Annotated in this window: 19 protein-coding genes; 9 read left to right on the top strand and 10 right to left on the bottom strand. The window is 71.6% G+C overall.

Going from position 1 to position 18649, the window contains the following annotated elements:
- Positions 1–29: 29 nt before the first annotated feature.
- Positions 30–266: a chaplin gene (locus ACFT4A_RS38350; protein ID WP_382484577.1), complete on the bottom strand. Its 237-nt coding sequence runs from the start codon at positions 264–266 to the stop codon at positions 30–32.
- Positions 267–484: 218 nt separating this feature from the next.
- Here ACFT4A_RS38350 and ACFT4A_RS38345 point away from each other — a divergent pair, with 218 nt between their 5' ends.
- The gene (locus ACFT4A_RS38345; RefSeq protein ID WP_189727596.1) at positions 485–691 is read left to right on the top strand and encodes a hypothetical protein; all 207 of its coding nucleotides are present in this window, start codon (positions 485–487) and stop codon (positions 689–691) included.
- Positions 692–745: 54 nt separating this feature from the next.
- Here the strand turns inward: ACFT4A_RS38345 and ACFT4A_RS38340 are convergent, their stop codons facing one another.
- Both ACFT4A_RS38340 and ACFT4A_RS38335 read right to left on the bottom strand, forming a co-directional pair.
- Positions 746–1252 (bottom strand): DUF5709 domain-containing protein, encoded by a 507-nt coding sequence (locus tag ACFT4A_RS38340; protein WP_382840134.1) that lies wholly within the window; start codon positions 1250–1252, stop codon positions 746–748.
- Positions 1252–2844: a hypothetical protein gene (locus ACFT4A_RS38335; RefSeq protein ID WP_382840131.1), complete on the bottom strand. Its 1593-nt coding sequence runs from the start codon at positions 2842–2844 to the stop codon at positions 1252–1254. The genes ACFT4A_RS38340 and ACFT4A_RS38335 overlap by 1 nt, the downstream gene beginning before the upstream one ends.
- 156 nt (positions 2845–3000) lie before the next feature.
- Here ACFT4A_RS38335 and ACFT4A_RS38330 point away from each other — a divergent pair, with 156 nt between their 5' ends.
- Positions 3001–3657 (top strand): nucleoside/nucleotide kinase family protein, encoded by a 657-nt coding sequence (locus ACFT4A_RS38330; protein WP_382840129.1) that lies wholly within the window; start codon positions 3001–3003, stop codon positions 3655–3657.
- A gap of 1 nt (position 3658) precedes the next feature.
- Positions 3659–4258 carry a hypothetical protein gene (locus tag ACFT4A_RS38325; RefSeq protein ID WP_382840126.1) on the top strand — a complete coding sequence of 200 codons (600 nt, stop codon included), beginning with the start codon at positions 3659–3661 and terminating at the stop codon, positions 4256–4258.
- A 24-nt stretch (positions 4259–4282) separates the two neighbouring features.
- On the opposite strand, the gene ACFT4A_RS38320 is transcribed toward ACFT4A_RS38325, so the two are convergent.
- The 5 genes from ACFT4A_RS38320 to ACFT4A_RS38300 all read right to left on the bottom strand — a co-directional run bounded on the left by ACFT4A_RS38320 (position 4283) and on the right by ACFT4A_RS38300 (position 10660).
- A complete protein-coding gene (locus ACFT4A_RS38320; protein WP_382840123.1) occupies positions 4283–6001 on the bottom strand; it encodes a hypothetical protein in 1719 nt (572 codons plus the stop codon).
- A gap of 2 nt (positions 6002–6003) precedes the next feature.
- Positions 6004–6906 carry a carbohydrate ABC transporter permease gene (locus ACFT4A_RS38315; protein WP_382840121.1) on the bottom strand — a complete coding sequence of 301 codons (903 nt, stop codon included), beginning with the start codon at positions 6904–6906 and terminating at the stop codon, positions 6004–6006.
- Positions 6903–7814, bottom strand: a complete 912-nt coding sequence (locus tag ACFT4A_RS38310; protein ID WP_382840118.1) for a carbohydrate ABC transporter permease — start codon at positions 7812–7814, stop codon at positions 6903–6905. Before ACFT4A_RS38310 ends, ACFT4A_RS38315 begins: the two co-directional genes overlap by 4 nt.
- A 124-nt stretch (positions 7815–7938) precedes the next feature.
- Positions 7939–9264: an ABC transporter substrate-binding protein gene (locus ACFT4A_RS38305; protein ID WP_382840115.1), complete on the bottom strand. Its 1326-nt coding sequence runs from the start codon at positions 9262–9264 to the stop codon at positions 7939–7941.
- A gap of 274 nt (positions 9265–9538) precedes the next feature.
- Positions 9539–10660, bottom strand: coding sequence for an ROK family transcriptional regulator (locus tag ACFT4A_RS38300; RefSeq protein ID WP_382840112.1), 1122 nt, complete (start codon positions 10658–10660; stop codon positions 9539–9541).
- Positions 10661–10900: 240 nt separating this feature from the next.
- Here ACFT4A_RS38300 and ACFT4A_RS38295 point away from each other — a divergent pair, with 240 nt between their 5' ends.
- The 3 genes from ACFT4A_RS38295 to ACFT4A_RS38285 all read left to right on the top strand — a co-directional run bounded on the left by ACFT4A_RS38295 (position 10901) and on the right by ACFT4A_RS38285 (position 15629).
- On the top strand, positions 10901–11800 hold the full coding sequence (locus tag ACFT4A_RS38295; RefSeq protein ID WP_382840109.1) for an N-acetylglucosamine kinase: 900 nt from the start codon (positions 10901–10903) through the stop codon (positions 11798–11800).
- A gap of 199 nt (positions 11801–11999) precedes the next feature.
- On the top strand, positions 12000–13916 hold the full coding sequence (locus ACFT4A_RS38290) for a phosphatase PAP2 family protein (protein ID WP_382840106.1): 1917 nt from the start codon (positions 12000–12002) through the stop codon (positions 13914–13916).
- A gap of 36 nt (positions 13917–13952) precedes the next feature.
- Complete coding sequence (locus ACFT4A_RS38285) at positions 13953–15629, top strand: phospholipid carrier-dependent glycosyltransferase (protein ID WP_382840103.1); 1677 nt, start codon at positions 13953–13955, stop codon at positions 15627–15629.
- A 7-nt stretch (positions 15630–15636) separates the two neighbouring features.
- Here ACFT4A_RS38285 and ACFT4A_RS38280 read toward each other — a convergent pair whose 3' ends face one another.
- The gene (locus ACFT4A_RS38280; RefSeq protein ID WP_382840100.1) at positions 15637–16038 is read right to left on the bottom strand and encodes a DUF3662 domain-containing protein; all 402 of its coding nucleotides are present in this window, start codon (positions 16036–16038) and stop codon (positions 15637–15639) included.
- A 58-nt stretch (positions 16039–16096) separates the two neighbouring features.
- Entirely contained in the window at positions 16097–16258 is a 162-nt protein-coding gene (locus ACFT4A_RS38275; protein ID WP_382840096.1) for a hypothetical protein, read from the bottom strand.
- Positions 16259–16391: 133 nt separating this feature from the next.
- Here ACFT4A_RS38275 and ACFT4A_RS38270 point away from each other — a divergent pair, with 133 nt between their 5' ends.
- From ACFT4A_RS38270 to ACFT4A_RS38260, 3 genes are all read left to right on the top strand, one after another.
- Positions 16392–17333, top strand: a complete 942-nt coding sequence (locus ACFT4A_RS38270; protein ID WP_189727611.1) for a MurR/RpiR family transcriptional regulator — start codon at positions 16392–16394, stop codon at positions 17331–17333.
- A 275-nt stretch (positions 17334–17608) separates the two neighbouring features.
- The gene (locus tag ACFT4A_RS38265) at positions 17609–17989 is read left to right on the top strand and encodes a hypothetical protein (RefSeq protein WP_382840093.1); all 381 of its coding nucleotides are present in this window, start codon (positions 17609–17611) and stop codon (positions 17987–17989) included.
- Positions 17990–18047: 58 nt separating this feature from the next.
- Complete coding sequence (locus ACFT4A_RS38260) at positions 18048–18614, top strand: antibiotic biosynthesis monooxygenase (protein WP_382840090.1); 567 nt, start codon at positions 18048–18050, stop codon at positions 18612–18614.
- The last annotated feature ends 35 nt before the right edge of the window (positions 18615–18649 follow it).

Below are 18649 nucleotides of genomic sequence, written 5' to 3'. Positions count from 1 at the left end.
GCCGCCGGCGGGGTCGTGCGACCGGTGCGTCAGTCCTTGATCGAGCACTTGTTGCCGATGGCGGGGTTGAACGCGCCGATGAAGTTGACCGAGTTGCCGCAGATATTGGCATCGATGTCGATGGGGATCTGTACGACATTGCCGGAAAGGAAGCCGGGGCTGCCGACGGCGATGGCTTCGGCCTCCGCGTCGGCGCTGGCCGTACCGGCGCAGGCCAGCAGGGCGGCGCAGGCCAGGCCGAACGCGGCGGTCACACGTGTGCGCATGGGAAAGCTCCTGTCAGTCGCAGGGGACACGTGTGTCCACCGTCGCCCGGGGTGTGGCGAGGCGACATCGGTGGGCGTCCGAACGGGGGGCCTGGGTTTCCCCGGGCCGGGGCCGTGCTCTCCGGATGCACGCCGCGCTCGGGCGGGGAATGGTGAGAGCGGACCCGTTTTTCAGCACCGGGGCCGCACCAGCGATCCGGACCCTAGGAGCAGAGAACATGTCGACGTCACAGCCCCACGCGTCCCGGCCGCCCGAGGACCGCGCCACCCCGGACCGCCTGCTCCACGCCCGCACCGGCACCGATGTGTCGCCGGAGGACCTCGTCCTTGCCTCGGGCAAGGACCTCACCCCGCACAACCTCGAATGGGCCAGGCGCAAGCTGGCGGCCGAGGGACCCGCCGCGCTCGAGAAGCTGCTGCCGTGACCGACGGCCCCCTCGGCGTCCACCGAGGGGGCGAACCTCCCGGCCGCGGGCGGTTCACGCCCTGTCGTCGTCCCCGGGCAGGGTGCCGTCGTCCTCCACCACGTGCACGGCGGCCTCCTCCGCGCCGGCCGCGCCGCCGTCGATGCCGACGTCGGTCGCGACGGTCTCCTTCGTGGTGTCGGCGTGGGCGCCCTCGTCCGGGGCGACCAGACGGCCGGCCCGGGCGGTGCCCGCCTCGGGGTCCACCGGCTCGCCGTCGCCGTCGGGGCTGTCGCCCACGCCGTCCCCGGCCGGCTCGGCCGACACGTCGGGGACCTCCTGGGACAGCCGCTCGTCGAGAGTCTCGCCCTCGTACTGCTCGGCGGCGGTGGTGCCGCTCCTGTTGACGCCGAGCGGCTTCTCCGGCGGGGAGTAGCCCTCGTCGAGGGTGTCGTCGTAGGTCCGTTCGTCGACGGCGTCCTGCAGATCCAGCGGCGCGGCGTCCGCCTGCTCCTCGTTGGTCCCGGTGGGCTGGTACGCGTCGTCCGCCATCGGTCCGGGGCGCGTCGGTTCCGTGCCCATCACTTCTGCCTCCCTGTCGCGCGCTGCGTCGACTCGTCGGTCTCATGTGCCCGTTCCGCGTTTCCCGTTACGCGGCCTCTAACCTCGGCGGTCGGCGCCCCGTCCCGCCGCGGCCGCGGCCGCGGTGCGACGCGGACGTCCAGGTCCGAGATCCGGTGGACGGGCCAGGTGCGGGCGTAGCGCGGCGAGGTGCCGCCGGCCGGTGCGAGGTGGGCGACCGGGAGACGGTCGGCGGTGCGCAGGATGGCGCCCGCGGTGGTGTTCTCGTTGTTGCCGGAGGTCGCGCCCGAGGAGCAGCCGGTGTAGTAGCCGATCGGGATGGACTCGGGGCCGGTGAGCAGGCAGGGCGGGCGGACGCCGAGGCGGTGCAGGGCGTCGGCGGTGCGGTCCCAGTCGCGGCGGCTCTCGGTGTTGCGGGACACGGCGCCGTCCAGGACGGCGAGCTGCGCCGCCAGATGCCCGGCCAGGCCGAGCGCGACCAGGGTCGCGGCCACCGGGCGCCACTTCCCACCCGGGCCTTTGACCAGGTGCCACAGGGCGTCGGCGACCGGGATCGCGAGCAGGGCGTAGGTCGGCGTGAGGAAGCGGGGCGCCGCGTAGCCGATCATGAAGAGGTACGGCAGGGCGGCCGTGGCGGCGCAGGCCAGCGGGACGAGGGTCCGTCCCAGGCGCCGGGCCCGGGCCGCGACGAGCAGTCCGAGGCCGGCCAGGACGGGCAGGACGAACCACCAGACGATGACCAGGGGGTTGGGCATCGGACCGGTGCACGGCCGGCACAGGGCCCGGCCGCCCAGGCTGCGCAGCTGGTCGTCGACGGCGATGTGCCAGCCCAGACCGCCCTGGATGCGGGAGGCTTCCGCCAGGCGCTCCGCCAGGCCGCCGTGGCCCACGTAGGCCTCGATCACCCACTCGACGCCGCCCGCGGCGAGACCCGCCAGGAGGACGAGGAGCAGACGCCAGTGGCGGCGCACCAGGGCGAGGACGAGCAGCGGCACCGCCACGTAGACCGCGTCGGTGGGCCTCATCCACGCCATGAGCGCGGCACCTGCGGCGACACCCCACAGGGCCGCTCGGGCGGAACGTTCCTGCCGGGCCCTCAGGAAGCAGCCCGCGCAGATCAGGGCGCCGATCGCGACCCAGTAGTTGGGCATGGCCTGCGGACCGTAGAAGAGGGTCACCCACAAGGAGGCGAAGATGGCTCCGCCGACGACCAGGACACGGGTCGGGAACAGGCCCCGCCAGGAACGCAGGGCCAGGTAGAGGGCGAGTCCGGACAGCACGGCGAGGTAGACGCGCAGCAGCGGGACGGACGTCGACCAGGACGCCACCGGTGCCACGAGCAGCGAGACGCCCCGGGAGCGCGGTGCGCTGAAGAAGGCCTCGGGGGTGTGCGGGGTAACCTGGCTGACGTAGACGATCTCGTCCCAGCCGAGGCCCAGCACGGGCCGGACCAGGGCGAGTTGAGCCAGCGTGAAGACGGCCGCCACGGCGGCGAGCGCCCGGTTCCCCCGGTCTCCGCGGGGCGCGCCCGGCCCGGCCGTCTGTTCGCGTCTTCGCCTGCGAACCAGGATGGCGTTCGAGCCGTCGGTCATGTTCCGCCCCTTGTCCCTGTGTTCGAAAAGTTGACAAACACGGACAAATTAACCCGCGGGGTGGAGGAACGCAGGGCGGAATACGGCCAAGTGCCTGACGTGAAGCGAGCCTCAGCGGAGGGACGGGACGGGACACCGGGTGACACACTCTGCGGTGTGCCGCTCACCTTCGACGACCTCGTCCACCGCGCCCGCGCCCTCCCCCGGGACGGTCGGCGCGCGATCCTCGGCATCGCCGGCAGCCCCGGCGCGGGCAAGTCGACGCTCGCCGAGCACCTGGTGCGGGAACTGAACGGATCCGGCGAACGCTGGGTCGCGCACGTCCCCATGGACGGCTTCCACCTCGCCGACACCGAGCTGGAGCGGCTCGGCCGCAGGGACCGCAAGGGCGCGCCCGACACGTTCGACGCCGCCGGGTACGCGGCCCTGCTGGGGCGGCTGCGCGAGGAGAGGTACGACGACGTCGTGTACGCGCCCGGCTTCGAACGCGTCCTGGAACAGCCGCTCGCGGGGGCGATCCCGGTCCCGCCGTCGGCCCGGCTCGTCGTCACCGAGGGCAACTACCTGCTCCTGGACACCGGCGCCTGGGCCCGGGTCCGCCACCGGCTCGACGAGGTGTGGTTCTGCGAACTCCCCGAGCCGGAGCGCGTCAGCCGACTCGTCGCCCGGCACGAGCAGTTCGGCAAGTCCCACGCGGAGGCGGTCGCGTGGGTGTCGCGCTCGGACCGGCCCAACGCCGAGCTGGTCGCCACGACCCGGGAACGGGCCGACCTGGTGGTGCCGGAGTCGGCGCTGCCGCGCGTGGGGACGTGACATGGGCCTGGACATCACGGTGCTGGCGGTGGACTGGGAGCGGCTAGAGAAGACGCCGTTCGAGGAGCGGTACGCGCTGCTCGAGGATGCCTCGCTGCCGGAGGGCGAGTTCGACTGGTGCGCGGAGCCGCAGCGGGGGTGGGTGTGGCCCGCCGCGTCGCATGTCCCGTGGTGCGGCCGGTACGAGTTCCACAGCACCCCCGGCTCCTACAAGCCCCACTTCTGGGCGGGGCAGGCCTGGGACGACGTACGGGAGCATGCCGCCCCGGAAACGCGTGAGCACCTGGACGCGTTCCTGCGGGATCTGATCTGGGACACCGATGACACCTCGGCCCCGGGGCTGTTCCCCGCGGACACCGACCCCTGGCACTCCCGGCTGCTCCTCGCCTGCCCGCCCGCGACGGTGTCCGCACTGGCCGGGCACTGGGCACGCGCCGAACCCCTGTTGGAGGGCCTGCGGGTGCCGTACGGCACGCATGCCGCGTGCCCCGGCCGGTGGATCGAGGACTTCGACGAGTTCTCGGTACTGCTCCGCGAGTGGGGCGTCGTGGTGACCGAGACCGAGCGGCGCGGGTGGGGTCTGGTCGGCCTGCCCCTGTAATGCCCGGGCCGCCTCACGCAGGAGTCACACGCCAGGTGCGGACCGGCGGGCGCGCAGGGCGAGGGTCAGGGTGTGCGGGCCGCTTCCACCGATGTAGACGCGGTTCCCGGTCGTCGCGTCGGTGCCGCCCACCACGGTGTAGTCCTGCCCCGGGTCGTACCGCAGTACGTCGCTCCGGTCCGGCCCGGCCAGCGGTTCGCCCGCCTCGACGTCGGCCTCGATCCGGATCTCGTCGTCGCCGACCCGGTAGGTCATCGGCTCGGTCGTGAGGCACCAGCGCCCTTCGCCGACCGGTACGGCGCCCTCCGGCACTCCACCCGGCCGGAAGGTCAGTTCGAGGGCCCAGGGCACCCGCGGTCCACTGATGTCGATCCGTAGGTCGGCACCGTCGTCCCTCAGGTCCACCTCGACGCGGGTCGTGTGCGAGACCTCGTCCCGGGGCCGCTCCGGGAAGGCCATCGCGGCCGAGAAGCGTCCCTCGTCCGCCATCCGGTAGTCGGCGTCGTCCCGGCGCCGGTCCGGCGGCAGCGGCTGGTAGTAGGCGGCCGTGAGGGTCTGGGTGAGCCGGTACCGGTGGTCGGCGGGCTGTTCCATGGCGGCGGCGCGGAACGGGCCCAGGTCGAAGAATCCCCGCGAGAGGCGGACCGCGTCGAGGACCGCGTCGCCGGCGAACAGGCGCAGGAAGGTGGGATTGCAGGCGAGGCCCGAGCGGATGCGCCGGTGCTCGGGCACGTCCGAGCCGCCGTACACCACCGTGTGCGCGGTGGCCGAGGCGCGGGCGGCGAGGCGCGCGGTGGTGAGGTACCGGTCGCGCGGGAGTGTCTCCGCGGTCGGTGTCGGCAGGACGCGGCACAGGTCCGGGGTGAGGAGGGTCTCGGCGAGCAGGTCGGGGTCGTCGATGCCGCCGACGGCCGCCAGCCGCGCCGCGCGGCTGAAGTCGCCCCGGCCGGTGCGGATCGCGAGCAGCCGGTAGTGCGGCAGGTAGGGCGCCAGCGGGAACGGCTGCTTCTGGTCCTGCCGTCGCGAGAGGACGGTCTCCACCGTGCCGTCCGGCCTGAACAGGTCCAGGGTGGTGGCGAGATTGCGTTCGACGGCGTCCAGCAGGTCGGCACGGCCCAGCACCTCGGCCAGGAGCAGCAGCGACGGGTTGGACACATGGGCCGCGTAGTTGGCGCTGCGTTCCGAGTACAGGCCCTCCGCGTCGATGTCGACGCCCTCGGAGAGCCACTCCTCGATGCGGGCGAGCAGCCGGTCGTCGGGGAACGACCGATGCAGCCGGGCCAGCGCCGCGCACAGCTCCCAGCGGTGGTTCGGGGTGTGCACCCCGCCGGTCAGGAGACTGCCGGAGGCGGCGCCGGCGATCTCGGCGAGCGCCGCCGTCACGTCGTGCAGTTCCGGCCCCGCGCCCGCAGCGAGGACGTGCGCGTCGCACACGTCGTTGACGGTGAACCCGGAGTCCGGCGGTGACTGCACGTTGTCGCCGCCGGCGAAGAGGCCGGTGGCGGTCTGCGTGGCCCGAAGGGCGCGGAGGTGGGTCATCGCCGCGGCGACGGCCCCTCCGCTGCCGTGCAGTGCCGAGTCCGGGGACCGGTACGCCGCGACGAGGGTCTTCACCCGGCGCGCCAGAGCGCGGTGGGGCAGACCGGCGGGTTCCTCGTCGGGGTCGGCCGCCCGGGGGGCGGCCGACCGGTCGGCGGCGCGGGCCACCGCGCGGACGAACTCGTGGTCGAGCGGGGTGGGCAAGGTCAGTCCTTCAGTCCGGCGTTGATGTCGGCGTTCATGACGTAGCGCTGGAACACCAGGAAGACGACGATCAGCGGAATCATGGAGATGACCGATCCGCCGAGCACCACCGACCAGTTGATGTTCTGCGCCCCGACGAGGCTCTGGATGCCGATCTGCACGGTGAACTTCTCGGGGTCGTTGAGCATCAGCAGCGGCCAGATGTAGTCGTTCCACCGCCACTGGAACGACAGGATGGCAAGCGTCAGCATGATGGGCCGGGAGATCGGCACCATGATCCGCAGGAAGATCGACAGTTCGCGGGCGCCGTCGATGCGGGCGGCCTCGATGAGCTCGTCGGGGACCGTCAGGAAGAACTGGCGGAACATGAAGCAGCCGGTCGCGGTGAGCACGGCCGGGAGGATGATGCCGGCGAGCGAGTTGTAGAGGCCGAGGTCGCGGACCACCAGGAATTGCGGGGCGAGCATGACCTCGCCCGGCAGCATCGTGGTGGCCAGGATGCCGACGAAGAAGACCTTGAGCCACCTGTTGTCGTACTTGGCCAGCGCGTACCCGGTGCAGCAGCTGACGCCCACCGTGAGGATCGTCGCGATCACACACACGATGGTCGAGTTGATGAAGTACTGGGAGAAGTTGGCGCTGTCCCACGCCGCCTTGTATCCCGACACGGTGGGGTCGTGCGGGAACAGCGTCAGCGGAAGGGAGAACAGGTCTCCGGCCGGTTTGAAGGAGCTGAGGACGAACCACAGCACCGGCAACCCGTAGAGGGCCGCCAGGACCCACAGCAGTGTCGTCGCGGGAATCGCGCGCCGAAGCCCACCACTGGCCGCGCTGCCGGGCCGCTTCTTGGAAACAGCCCGTCCGTGCGCGGAGTCGACCTTGCGTGGCATGTCTGTGGTTGTCATCGGTTCTCCACCCGCCGGTTGACCATCAGCTGGATGATCGCGACGGCCATCAGGATGAGCATGAGCACGAACGACGCGGCGCTCGCGTAGCCGATCTGGCCCGATTTGAAGCCGGTCTGGTAGATGTACTGGACCAGCAGGTTGTTCGACGTTCCGGGTCCGCCGTTGTTGAGGGAGGCGAACAGCGGATATTCCTTCATCCCGTGGATCGTGTTGAGCAGGATGACGATGAAGGAGGTGGGCGCGATGCTCGGCAGCGTGATGCTGACGAACTGGCGCCACGGGCCGGCGCCGTCGAGCGCGGCCGCCTCGTAGTACGACGTCGGTACGTTCTTGATCGCCGCGATGAACAGCAGCATCGAGAAGCCCGTCCAGGCCCAGGACGCGGCCACCACCACCACGATCAGCGACAGGTCCGCGTTCGACTGCCACGGCACGGCACTTCCGCCGACCTTCTCGATGAGGTAGTTGACCAGTCCGAAGTTCTCACCGAACAGCCACCGCCACAGGACACCCACGACGATGGGCGACAGCAGCCACGGGATGAAGAAGAAGACGCGGGCGACCGACACGCCCTTGGCGTGCTTGCTCACCAGCACGTTGGCGATGAGCAGCGAAAGCACGAAGTTCAGCGGAACGAAGAGCACGGTGTACAGCAGCGTCCGGGTCAGCGCGTCGAAGAAGATGGAGTCGCCGAACAGGTGCTGGTAGTTGTCCAGTCCGACGAACTGGAACGCCCCTACGCCCGTGTAGTTCGTGAAGGAGTAGACGAGCCCGATCACCGCCGGCCATATGAAGAACAGCGCGAAGAGCACGACGTTGGCCGCGATGAGGACGAGCGGCGCAAGGGTGTACTTACTGCGGCTCCTGGGCGGGCTCGCGGACACGTCCGGGGCGCGTTTGGTCATCTTCCTGACTCCGTGCTGGTGGAATGGGTTCCTGTGGGCTCGGGCCATGAGCCCGGCATCGCGTGGGGCCCGAGGCCGGGCGGCGGTGTCTCGACCCCGCCGCCCGGGCCTGTCGGGTCTGCGCTCAGCCGCCGACCTGCTGGTTGTAGCCGGCCACGATGTTGTCCAGCGCCTTGTCGACCGACTGCTGGCCGTTGATCGCCTTGCCGAGCTCCGTCTTGGTCGGGTCCTCGGTGAGGCTCTTGCCCTTCAGCACCCAGTTCGTCTGGGCGGTGTTGAAGTAGCCGGAGATCGGTGCGTACAGCGGGATCGACTCGTTGTACAGCTTGAACGCCGCCTGCGCCGCCTCGGACTTGAAGGGGTACTTCGGGTTCAGGCCGCTCTCGACGGGCAGGAACCCGGACGCCTCGCACAGCGCCTGGTAGTGGGCCGGCTCGTACAGCCAGGACAGGAACTTCGTCGCGGCGGCGGCCGCGTCGCCGTTGTTGTTGAAGCCCACCGTCATGCCGCCGCTGTTGACGTCGCTGGCCTGCACCGGCTCGGCGGGGGTCGGGACGCTCGCCCAGTCGAACTTCTTGATGCTCTCCGCGAAGGCGGGCACCTGCCACACGCCGGACCAGTAGGCGACCACGTCACCGCTCTGGAACATGGCGGACGGGTCGGCGCCGCTGGTCCACACCGACTTCGGCATGGTCTTGTCGTCGTTCATCTCGACGAAGGTCTTCACGGCCTTCTTGGTCGCGGCGTCCACCGAGAACTTGCCGGAGGAGTCCGCGTGGACGTACTTCCCGCCGAGCTCGTACACCATGGCGCGGAGCCGGGAGGGCGACTGGTCGAAGGTGAGGGAGTACTTGGCGCCGGTCTTCTCCCGGACCTTGTTCGCCGCCTTGATGAATTCGGTCCAGGTCCAGGTCTTCTGGGGCGAGGCCGGGACGGAGACGCCGGCCTTCTTGAACAGCGTCTCGTTGATGAACAGGCCGGACGCGGTGATGTCCGAGGGGATGGACAGCACCTTCCCGGACGAGTCCTTGGCGATGAAGTTCTTGTTGATCTTGTTGCTCTTCTTGTTGGCGATGGAGCCGAGGTCGATCAGCTTGTTCGCCCAGATCGGGTCCAGCTTCGGCACCGCCGCCACGTCGGGCAGGGAGTTCGCCTGCGCGGCGTTGCGCAGCTTCGCGTCGTAGCCGTCGTAGGGGATGTTGACGAGGTTGACCTTGACGCCGGTTTCCTTCTTGTACTGCGCCACCATCTTCTTCCAGCCCGCGTCCTGGCCCGGAACCGTGGAGATCCAGAACGTCAGCGACTTGGAGGTCCCGCCCGAGCCGGAGTCCGCCCCACCACAGCCGGAGAGCAGGAGGGCGCCCGCCGTCGCCACGGCAGCGAGGGGAACAACGCGGCGTATGCCGCCACGGCCGAGTCGGCGCGAGCGCCGCACACCCAGACTGGTCATCTTCAATCCCTTTTCGTCGAAGCGGAAGAAGCACGGCGCCAGCCGAGGCGGCACGGGTGCATTTTGCAGGAAATTTCGCTTTCTGGGGGCACGACCTCGCCCGGCCGCGTCGCCTTGACGGGTGGGGTCCCCGGCCATGACGGCCGACGTCGCACAAGCACGCCCTCGTGCGGCTGCCGTACTTCACGTACGGGCGGGAGGCTCACCCGGAGTCGGCGTCCCGGCCGACTCAGAAAGCGCTTGTCCGGACATTGGCAGACCGATGGCGCAGCCGTCAATGCTTCGCCAGCACCGCTCCGGTCACGGTTTGAATTCCATGGGCGACAGCCAGCTTGCCGGCGCCCGCGACCGTGCCGGTGTCCCCCACCACGCTGCTGACCACCTCGGTGGGCCAGCTCAGCCGGGCCAGCTCGGCCCGCACACCGGGCAGCAGCTGCGGATCCGCGCCGGTGGCGCCGCCCAGCACGATCAGTCCGGGGTCCATGACGGCGACGACGGCGGCGGCGAGCCGGCCCACGTCGGTGGCGTGCGCGTCGAGGACGGCGCGGGCCGTGGCATGCCCCTGCGCGGAGAGGGTGAGGAGCCGCTCCGCGGTGCGCGGGCGGGGGCCGTCGGTGTCCTGCCAGGTCTCGGCCGCCCGGCGGAGCAGGGTGCGCGACCCCATGCGCTGTTCCAGGCCCTCGTGGTGCGGGGCGCGGCTGTCGTCCCAGGGGTAGGGCAGCCGGGCCACCTCACCGGCGGCGCCGTTCGCTCCGCGCAGGACCCGGCCGCCGATGACGACGGCGAGACCGATGCCTACGCCGATGCGCAGGTAGCCGAAGGTCTCGCGGCCGACGGCGGCGCCTTCGTGCAGTTCGGCGAGCGCGGCGCAGTTGACGTTGTTCTCCAGGTGGACGGGCACGCCCTCGGGCAGGGCGACGGCCATGGCGTCGAAGACGGGTCCCGCCTTCGCGGTCGCGGGGCGTTCCCCGGCGCCCTCCCCGTCACGCGTGGTGACGTCACCGACGGCGACGACGACGGCCCGCAGCGGGGCACCGGCGGGCAGTGCGCCGAGCACCTTGCGGACGGTGCCGGCGGCCTCCGGGCGGGAGCCGGTGCCCTCCGCGAGCAGGGTGCCGTCCAGGGCGCAGCCGCGCACCCGGGTCCTGGTCGGGCCCAGGTCGACCGCGAGCACGGCACCGGCGGCCGGGCCGAGCCGGTAGACGGCGGCGCTGCGGCCGGTGCCGCCGGAGGCCCGCCCGGAGTGGGCGGCCAGCCCGACGGCCTCGAGCTCGGCGACGGCGGAGGAGACGGTCGGCTTGGACAGGCCCGCACCGGCCGCCAGCTGGGGGCGGGTGGCCGTGCCCGCCTCGGCCAGTACATCGAACACCACACGGGCACTCTCGCTCAGGTGCATGGTCTCCCCAGGTCGTGCTGCGGCCGTGCCGGCCGGTCGCAAGGGTGGCGCGGCATCGGGAATTCCGTGCCTCTTGACGCACCCTACTTCGTTAGTTAACTTCCTAACGAACTTCACGGTACTCGCCTGCCGTGGCCGACAGAAGCCCGTCCCGGGGCTTCCCTACCTCTTCAACTGCCGTGGTCCGACGGATGGTTCGCCTGCCGTCCGCCGTGATCGCGCAACGACGAAAGAGGACCCGTGCAGGACTCCACGCCTTACGCGGTCGGTATCGACGTGGGCGGCACCAAGACGCAGCTGCGCGCCCTCGCGGGCGGCGGACGCGTCGTCGACCTCGTCCGCAGCAGTACGGGCTGGCGACCGCACGACCCCGGGGCCGCAGCGGACCGGCTGGCCGCTCTGATCCACGACGCCCTGCCGGACGGAACGCAGCCGTCCGCAGTCGCCGTGGGCGGTCACGCCTGCGAGACACCACGCCAGTGCGAAGCGATCCGGGCCGCGCTCCATGAGCGACTGGGGGTGCCCGTGCTGGTCGTGGGCGATGCCGAGCTGCTCGTGCCCGCCGCGGGGCTGGAAAAGGGCGTCGGCCTGGTCGCCGGTACCGGTTCGGTCGCGGTGGGGCGGTTGCCCGACGGCGGTCCGGTCCAGGTCGGCGGCTGGGGTGCCGTACTAGGCGACGAGGGCGGCGCGGCCGGACTCGTCCGCGAGGCCGCGCGGGCCGTCTGGGCGGCGCACGACCGCGGCGAGGAGCCCGACGCGCTGGCCGCAGGTCTGATCACCGCCTTCGAGGTGGCCGAGGTGCCCGCGCTCGGCGCGGCCCTGGAGGCCGCCGCGGACGTCTCCGCCGAGTGGGGCCGGCACTCCCCCGTGGTGTTCGCCGCCGCCGAGGCGGGCTCGCCGCTCGCCCGGGCCGTGATCGCCGAGGGCGGCCGGGCGCTCGCCGCGCTCGTCGTACGGCTCGCCCGGCGCGGGGTCGCGGTGGACGACGTGGTGGTGGCGGGTGGCACGGTGCTCGCCCAGACCGCGCTGTACGAAGCCTTCACCTCCGCGCTCGCCGAAGTCCTGCCCGCAGCCCGGCCGCACCCCTTGCGTGTGCCGCCGGTCGAGGGCGCCGTGGCGCTGGCCCGTTCACTCCTGTGAGCCGGGCGGCCGCCGTTCACGTTCCGGACACCGGCCCGTGGCCGTTCCCTCTCCGAAGGGTCACAACACGGCCGTAGATCTTCGCTCGTACGCAACAGGTGCCACAGAAGTCGCCAGAGGCACCCCGAGTCGCACACTCCGCACCACCCCCGGCCGTACGGCCGATGCACCCGTCGCAGAACTCAAGAGAGGCGCACCCATGCCGTCATCAGCCGGGCACCGCAGCACCGCAACCGTCGACCGACGGGGCTTCCTCAAGACCTCCCTCGGGGCCTCGGCGGGCCTGCTCGCCGCACCGGCCTTCGCCACCTGGCTCACCGCCGCCGACGCGAAGGCCGCCACCGGTCCCGCCGCGTTCGTCGACGACTACAAGTCGAACGTCACGACGAACCTGACCCCCGAGACCAACGCGGTCGTCCGGATCCTGGGCGGCATGTCGAAGGTGTGGAAGACCGGCGGCGCCTGGGACACCGGCCGGGTCCTGGACCGTGAGGTGCTGCGCGCCAACATGCGCTACTGCGCCCGGATCACGACGGCCCGCACCGAGGCCCAGGCCAAGGAGGCCTTCCTCTACGACCGCCAGCACCAGAGCTACGCCATGATCGCCGCGCTGGGCCCGCTCGCCGAGCTGTACAAGGCGGGTGCCAAGGCCGTCACGTCGATCACCAGCGCCCCGGACGGCACGCCCGCCGGCAAGATCAACGACGCGGTGCCCGCCGACGCCCCGGCCGGATCCGCGCTCGGCGCCGGCTCCTACGACTCGGAGCTCGGCAAGGTGGCCAAGCTGGTCGACACGGTGCGCGGGCCGTTCGCCTCGGGCAACCCGGGCAAGTTCGCCTTCCAGTACCCGCGCCCCTGGCGCATGAACGAGGACAGCGAGGTCGTCGACACCGGGAAGAAGGACGCGCTCGGCTACCCGGTGTACGACTCGGAGGTGGTCGTCGCCACGCAGTTGCTGCGCCAGCGCTCCGAGGAGCCCAAGGAGGACGGCGGTTTCCCCAGCGGCCACACCAACGCCTTCCACCTGGCCGGACTGGCCTACGCGTACGCGGTGCCCGAGCGGTTCCAGGAACTCGTGACGCGCGCCTTCGAGCTGAGCCACACCCGGATCATGTCGGGCATGCACTCCACCGTCGACGTCATCGGCGGCCGGATCATGGCCACCGCCCTGACCGCCGCGACGCTGGCCGACCCGGCGAACGCGGAGCTCAAGGCGGCGGCACGCGCCCAGGCCCTCGCCTACTTCACGCAGAAGACGGGCACGACGGCGGACACGCTGTACGCCCACGCGCACCCGGACGCCGGTGACGCCTACGCCGACCGCGAGGCCAACGCCCGGGCGATAGAGCCCCGGTTGACCTACGTCCTGCCCCGCCGCGGCCGCAAGGACCCGCTCACCGTGCCGAAGGGCGCGGAGGTCCTGCTGGAGACCCGGCTGCCCTACCTCGACGCGGCCCAGCGGCGCGAGGTGCTGCGGACGACCGCGCTGCCCTCCGGGTACGTCCTGCTGGACGGCTTCGAGCAGTGGGGCCGCCTGAACCTGTTCGCGGCGGCGGACGGGTACGCCGCCTTCGACCGCGACGTCACGGTGACGCTGGACGCGGCGGCCGGCGGTTTCCACGCGGCGGACGGCTGGCGCAACGACATCGAGGGCGACGGCGGGCTGACCAAGCGCGGCACCGGCACGCTCACCCTCACGGGCCACAACCGCTACCACGGCGGGACGGTCGTCGAGGACGGCGTGCTGGTCGCCGCTTCCCCCAACGCCCTCGGCGAGGGCGACGTCCGGGTCACGGGCGGCACGCTCCGCGCGGACAAGGTCCTGCGGGTGCGCGGCTCCTACGTCCAGGAGGGCGAGTCGACGCTGGAGCTGCCGCTCCGCAAGAACCACGGCCCGGCGCTCACGGTGAGCCGGCGTGTCCTGCTGGGCCGGGGCAGCGTGCTGTCGCTGCGGCTCGACACCGAGCGCCCGCCGGCCGCGGGGACGACCGTCCCGGTGCTGTCCGCTCCGGCACTGCGCGGCGGGTTCGCCCGGGTCGAGCTGGACTCCGACACGCTGCGGGCCGTACCCGTGCACACGTCGGAGGGCCTGTCGGTACGACTCGTGCGGCGGTGACGCCGTGCGCGGCGGGGGCTGATGCAGAGTGGGTCCATGTGGGACCTCCGGATCGCTCCCGCCGCTCCCCGGCCGGTGCCGCTCTCTCCCCCGGCACCGGCCGGGGCCGTGCGGCGGCCCGGCCGCCGGTGGTGGGTGCCGCTCCTGGTGGTCGTGCTGCTCGCGCAGATGGCCTTCGCGATGGTCACGACCGCCGTGCGGCAGACCCCGACCATCGACGAACCGGTGTACGTGGGCGCGGCCGCCGAGTACACGCACGAGCACCGGCTGCGCCACAACCCCGAGCATCCGCCGCTCGGCAAGCTGGTCATCGGCGTCGGGGTGGCCCTCGCGGATCCGCACTTCGACCCCTCCTTCAAGGGAGACCAGGGCAGGCTGGGACGGCACCTGCTCTACGAGTCGGGCAACGACCCGTGGCGGCTGATGCTGTGGGCCCGGCTCCCCGTGATCGCGCTGACGCTGCTGTTCGGTCTGGTCGTGTTCGCCTTCGCCCGTGAACTGGCGGGGACGGCAGGGGCGTTGGCCGCGCTCGCGTTGCACTGCTTCTCCCCCGACGTCATCGCCCACGGCTCACTCGCCACGCTCGATGTGCCGGCCGCCGGGTTCGTGCTCACGTCGGCGTGGCTGCTGTGGCGGGCCCGCCGCGGACCCCGGCTGTACGTACCGCTCGCCGGGGTGGCGCTGGGGGCGGCCCTGGCGACGAGGATAAGCACGCTCCCTGCCCTGCCCGTACTCATGGCGCTGGGCGCCGTATCGGTGTGGCACGCGTCGGCGGGCAGCCGGGGCCGGGTTCTGGTGCGGGCGATGGCGGGCGCGGGTGTCGTGGCCCTGGCCGCGGTCGCGGTCGTGTGGGCCACGTATGTGATGGTCGATCCGCGGCTGCGGTGGGCTCCCGAGCAGCCTGTGCCGAACGTGCGCGGGGTGCGCGGGCTGTTGGTCGAGCTGCTGCCGTTCCCCGAGGCGTACCGGGACGGGATGCGGGTCCAGTTCGGTCTGGAGAACCGTCCGTGGCAGGGGTTTCTGTTCGGGCGGCTGTACTCGGGCTCGCTCTGGTACTACCTGCCGGCCGCGCTGCTGGTGAAGACGCCGCTGGGGATGCTCGGCCTGTGGATCTGCGGTGCGGTGGTGGTGATCGCGGTGCGGCGGTCGCGGCCGGCGGCGCCGTATGTGCTGGCCGCTCCGGTGGTGCTGCTGCTGGTGGCCATGCAGGGGGCGCGGGACTTCGGGACGCGGTACGCCGTCTTCCTGCCGCTGTTCCTCGCGGTGGGGGCGGGGTGCGTTCTCGTGGTGCGACGGCCGTGGGTGTCCCGCTTGGCAGGGGCGCTGGTGGTGTTCGTCGCCGTCAGTTCGCTGCGTACGTACCCCTATTACCTGCCGTACTCCAACGAGGCGTTCGGGGGGCCGGGCCGGACCCGGGAGCGGTTGCACGACTCCAACGTGGACTGGGGGCAGGACCTCGGGCGGCTCGCCGAGCGGTTGCGGGAGCGGTATCCGGAGGAGCGGGTGTGGCTGGTGTACAAGGGCAGCGGGGTGCCGGCTGCGTATGGCATCGAGGCCGGGGATCCGCGCGGGGTACGCGACGGTGATGTGCGGGGGCTGTTGGTGGTGTCGGACTCGGCTGCCGCGAAGGCGACGGAGCGGCTGGCCGGGTTGATCGGCAGCAGCCGCCCCGTTGACGACGTCGGGCACTCGATCACGATCTATCGCCGTTGAGCGCTTCTCAATGGGTCGCGTGGAAGAAGCCGTCCACGCTCACGTGCTCCATGACTCGACTCGCCACGTGGTAGCGGCCGTTGGGGACTTCGGGGCACCTGGCGACGTGGACCGCGAGTGGCCCCGCGAACTCGTAGCCCTTGCGTTCCGCGTGGCGGGCCAGGGCGTCGGTGAGGGCCTGGCACACATGGGTGCTGTGGCTGGCCAGGCGGTCGTGTATGTCGTCGACGAGTTCCACGTCGTAGGCGTTGGGGACCATGACACGGCCCTCCCGGCACACCACGGTGTTGTCGTCGCACTCGCGTCGCAGGGCGTCGACCACCTCGACCGGGTCCTTGTCGCGGACCCGGGCCCACAGGGCGTCAAATCGGTTTTCCAGGGTTTCTTCCAGCGCACTCAGCGCGCCCATACGGTGTCACCTGCCGGATCGTCGTCGGTTCGGTCGGCGGAGGGGGAGGTGGTGCGGGCTACCGCTCGTCGAAGTCGTCGGGGCGCACCTCGGCCTCCTCCAGGGCCTCGCGCAGCGTGCGGCCGGTGCCGCCCGGCGGCCGGGACGGATTCTCGTCCCGGTGCTCCGGGATCTCGTCCGTGGGCTGCGTCCTGGGCCGGTTCTCCTCGGGGACGGTCATGGCGGTGGCTCCTCTCGGGATCTTCTGTGGCGGCGGGTTCCCACGCCGCCTCCGGGTATCCACGCGCCGGGCATCTCATGTGCTGTCCGGAGAAGCCCTGGTCACCACGGTGCGTGGGCTATGTTGAACGTCAATGGGAGACGAAGGAGGCGCACCGGTGCCATCGCCGCAGCAGGCACGCGCACAGGCATCCGCGATCACCTCGGGGAAGGCCGCACCCGAAGCGGAGGTCTCCCCGTCCTCCCAGCTGCGCACACTCTTCGACCGTCCCCGGCTCTCCCCTGGCCAGCGGCGCATCGCCCAGTACCTCATCGAGCACATCACCGAGGCGGCGTTCCTGTCGATCACGGATCTCGCCGACCGGGTCGGCGTGAGCCAGCCCTCGGTGACGCGGTTCGCCTCGGCGGTCGGCTTCAGCGGGTACCCGGCGCTGCGGGAGAAGCTCCAGTCGATCGCGCTCGGCACCCTCGCGGGCGGCCCGGCCGAGGAGATCCGGGGCAACGAACTGCAGGCGGCGGTCGATGCCGAGATCGAGAACCTGGAGAACCTGCGGCGGGACCTCGCCGATCCGAACCTGGTGATCGACATCGGCCGCAAGCTGTCGTCGTCGACCCCGCTGACCGTCCTCGGCCTGCGCATCTCCGTCTCGCTCGCCGAGTACTTCGCCTACGCCGCCCGGCGGATCCACCCGGACGTACGGCTCGTGACCCGGGGCGGCAGTGTCGCCTACGACGCGCTGCTGCAGTCGCGTGAGGCGGGCGGCACCTGGGTGCTGGCGTTCTCCATGCCCCGGCACGCGCAGGAGACCCTGACGGCCGTGCGCGTGGCACGCGGTGCCGGACTCAAGGTCGCGCTGATCACCGACCTGGCGCTCGGGCCGCTGGCGGACGAGGCCGACGTCGCCTTCGCCACCGGCACCGGATCGCGCCTGGTCTTCGACTCCTACGCGGCCCCGGGCGTGATGTGCTCGGCGCTGCTGCAGGCCATGACGGACGCGGACCCGGAGCGGACGCAGGCCCGGCTGGAGGAGTACGAGCAGGTCGCCGACCAGCACCATTTCTTCCTCAGGGACTGAGCCACAGCCGACTGGACCGGTCACGGGACCAGACAAAGGGATCATCCACAACAAAGCGCGCATGAATGTTTTCATGCTCCTTGCAAACCGGATGGCATATATAAATACTGCTCACGGATCGCGACCCGGCCCTACCGGATTCGCGTTCCGCACCCGAGGAGGCCGGGTCCTACCCACTCCGGCGTCCCGGGTGTCCGTGGCGGCCCCGGCCATCCCCTAGGCCGGGGCCGCCCCGACCCGTCGTCCACCCTCACGACGCCGCACACCCGGAAGCGATGATCATGCCCTTGACGTCCACGCGCATCAGCCCGGACTGGCCCTGCCAGGTCAAGACTCCCGGGAGCTACGACTGGGAGCGCTCGGCGGCCAAGTGGCTGCGCGAGCTGGTGCCCACGCGCTACGGCGGCTACCCCGTGTTCATCCGCCACCCCGTCCTCCTCGCCCGGCACGCCCAGATCCAGGTCCAGCAGGAGATCCGGGTGGCCCGCACCGCCCTGCAGACCGCCCGCGCCGACCTGCCCGGTCTCGGCCTGCACGAGGGCGTCATCGAGCACACGATCAAGCTCTACGCGGCCGAGGTCATGCAGTTGCAGCACATCGCGCGCAGCGTCCGGGCGGTCAGCCAGGCGCTGGTGGAGGCGAACCGCCACGCGTGACCCCGGCCCCGGGGAACCGGGGTGCATGACCCGCGCCGTGCGTGGCACACGTGACGGAATGAGCACCACCGAAGTCCGGCGCGGAGAGCCGGTGACCACGGTCCTGACCTGGCAGGTGCGCCCCGGCCATGAGCGGGAGTTCGAGCGGTGGACGCACGGCATCGCCCGCTGCGCCAGGCGGTTCCCGGGCAACGAGGGCGTCTCCTGGCTGACGCCGGAGGACGGCCACCGCTTCCACGCGGTGCTGCGCTGGTCCGACCAGCACCGGCTCGCCGCCTGGCTGGAGTCCGAGGAGCGGGCGCACTGGCACCGGAAGATCGAGGACATCGCCACCGAGGTCAGCAGCGAGCGCCAGTCGACCACCGGGATGGAGACGTGGTTCAGCCTGCCGGGCACCACGGTGCAGGCACCGCCCCGGTGGAAGATGGTCCTCACGACATTCCTCGGCGCCTATCCGTTCACCCTGCTCATCCAGTGGCTGGTGACGCCGCAGACCAGCGGCTGGCCGCTGCCGCTGCGGGCCGCCGCGTTTCCCCTGATACTGCTGCCGGTGCTGACCTATCTGGTGATGCCGAGGCTCAGCCGGCTGCTGCGGCTGTGGCTGTATCCACGCGACGGCCGCTGACCGGCTGGGGGCATCGGACGCGACGCGCAGGACGC

It is taken from the genome of Streptomyces sp. NPDC057099, assembly GCF_042671245.1.
GTDB classification, from domain to species: Bacteria; Actinomycetota; Actinomycetes; order Streptomycetales; family Streptomycetaceae; genus Streptomyces; species Streptomyces purpurascens.
This window is presented reverse-complemented; position numbering and strand designations above follow the sequence as displayed.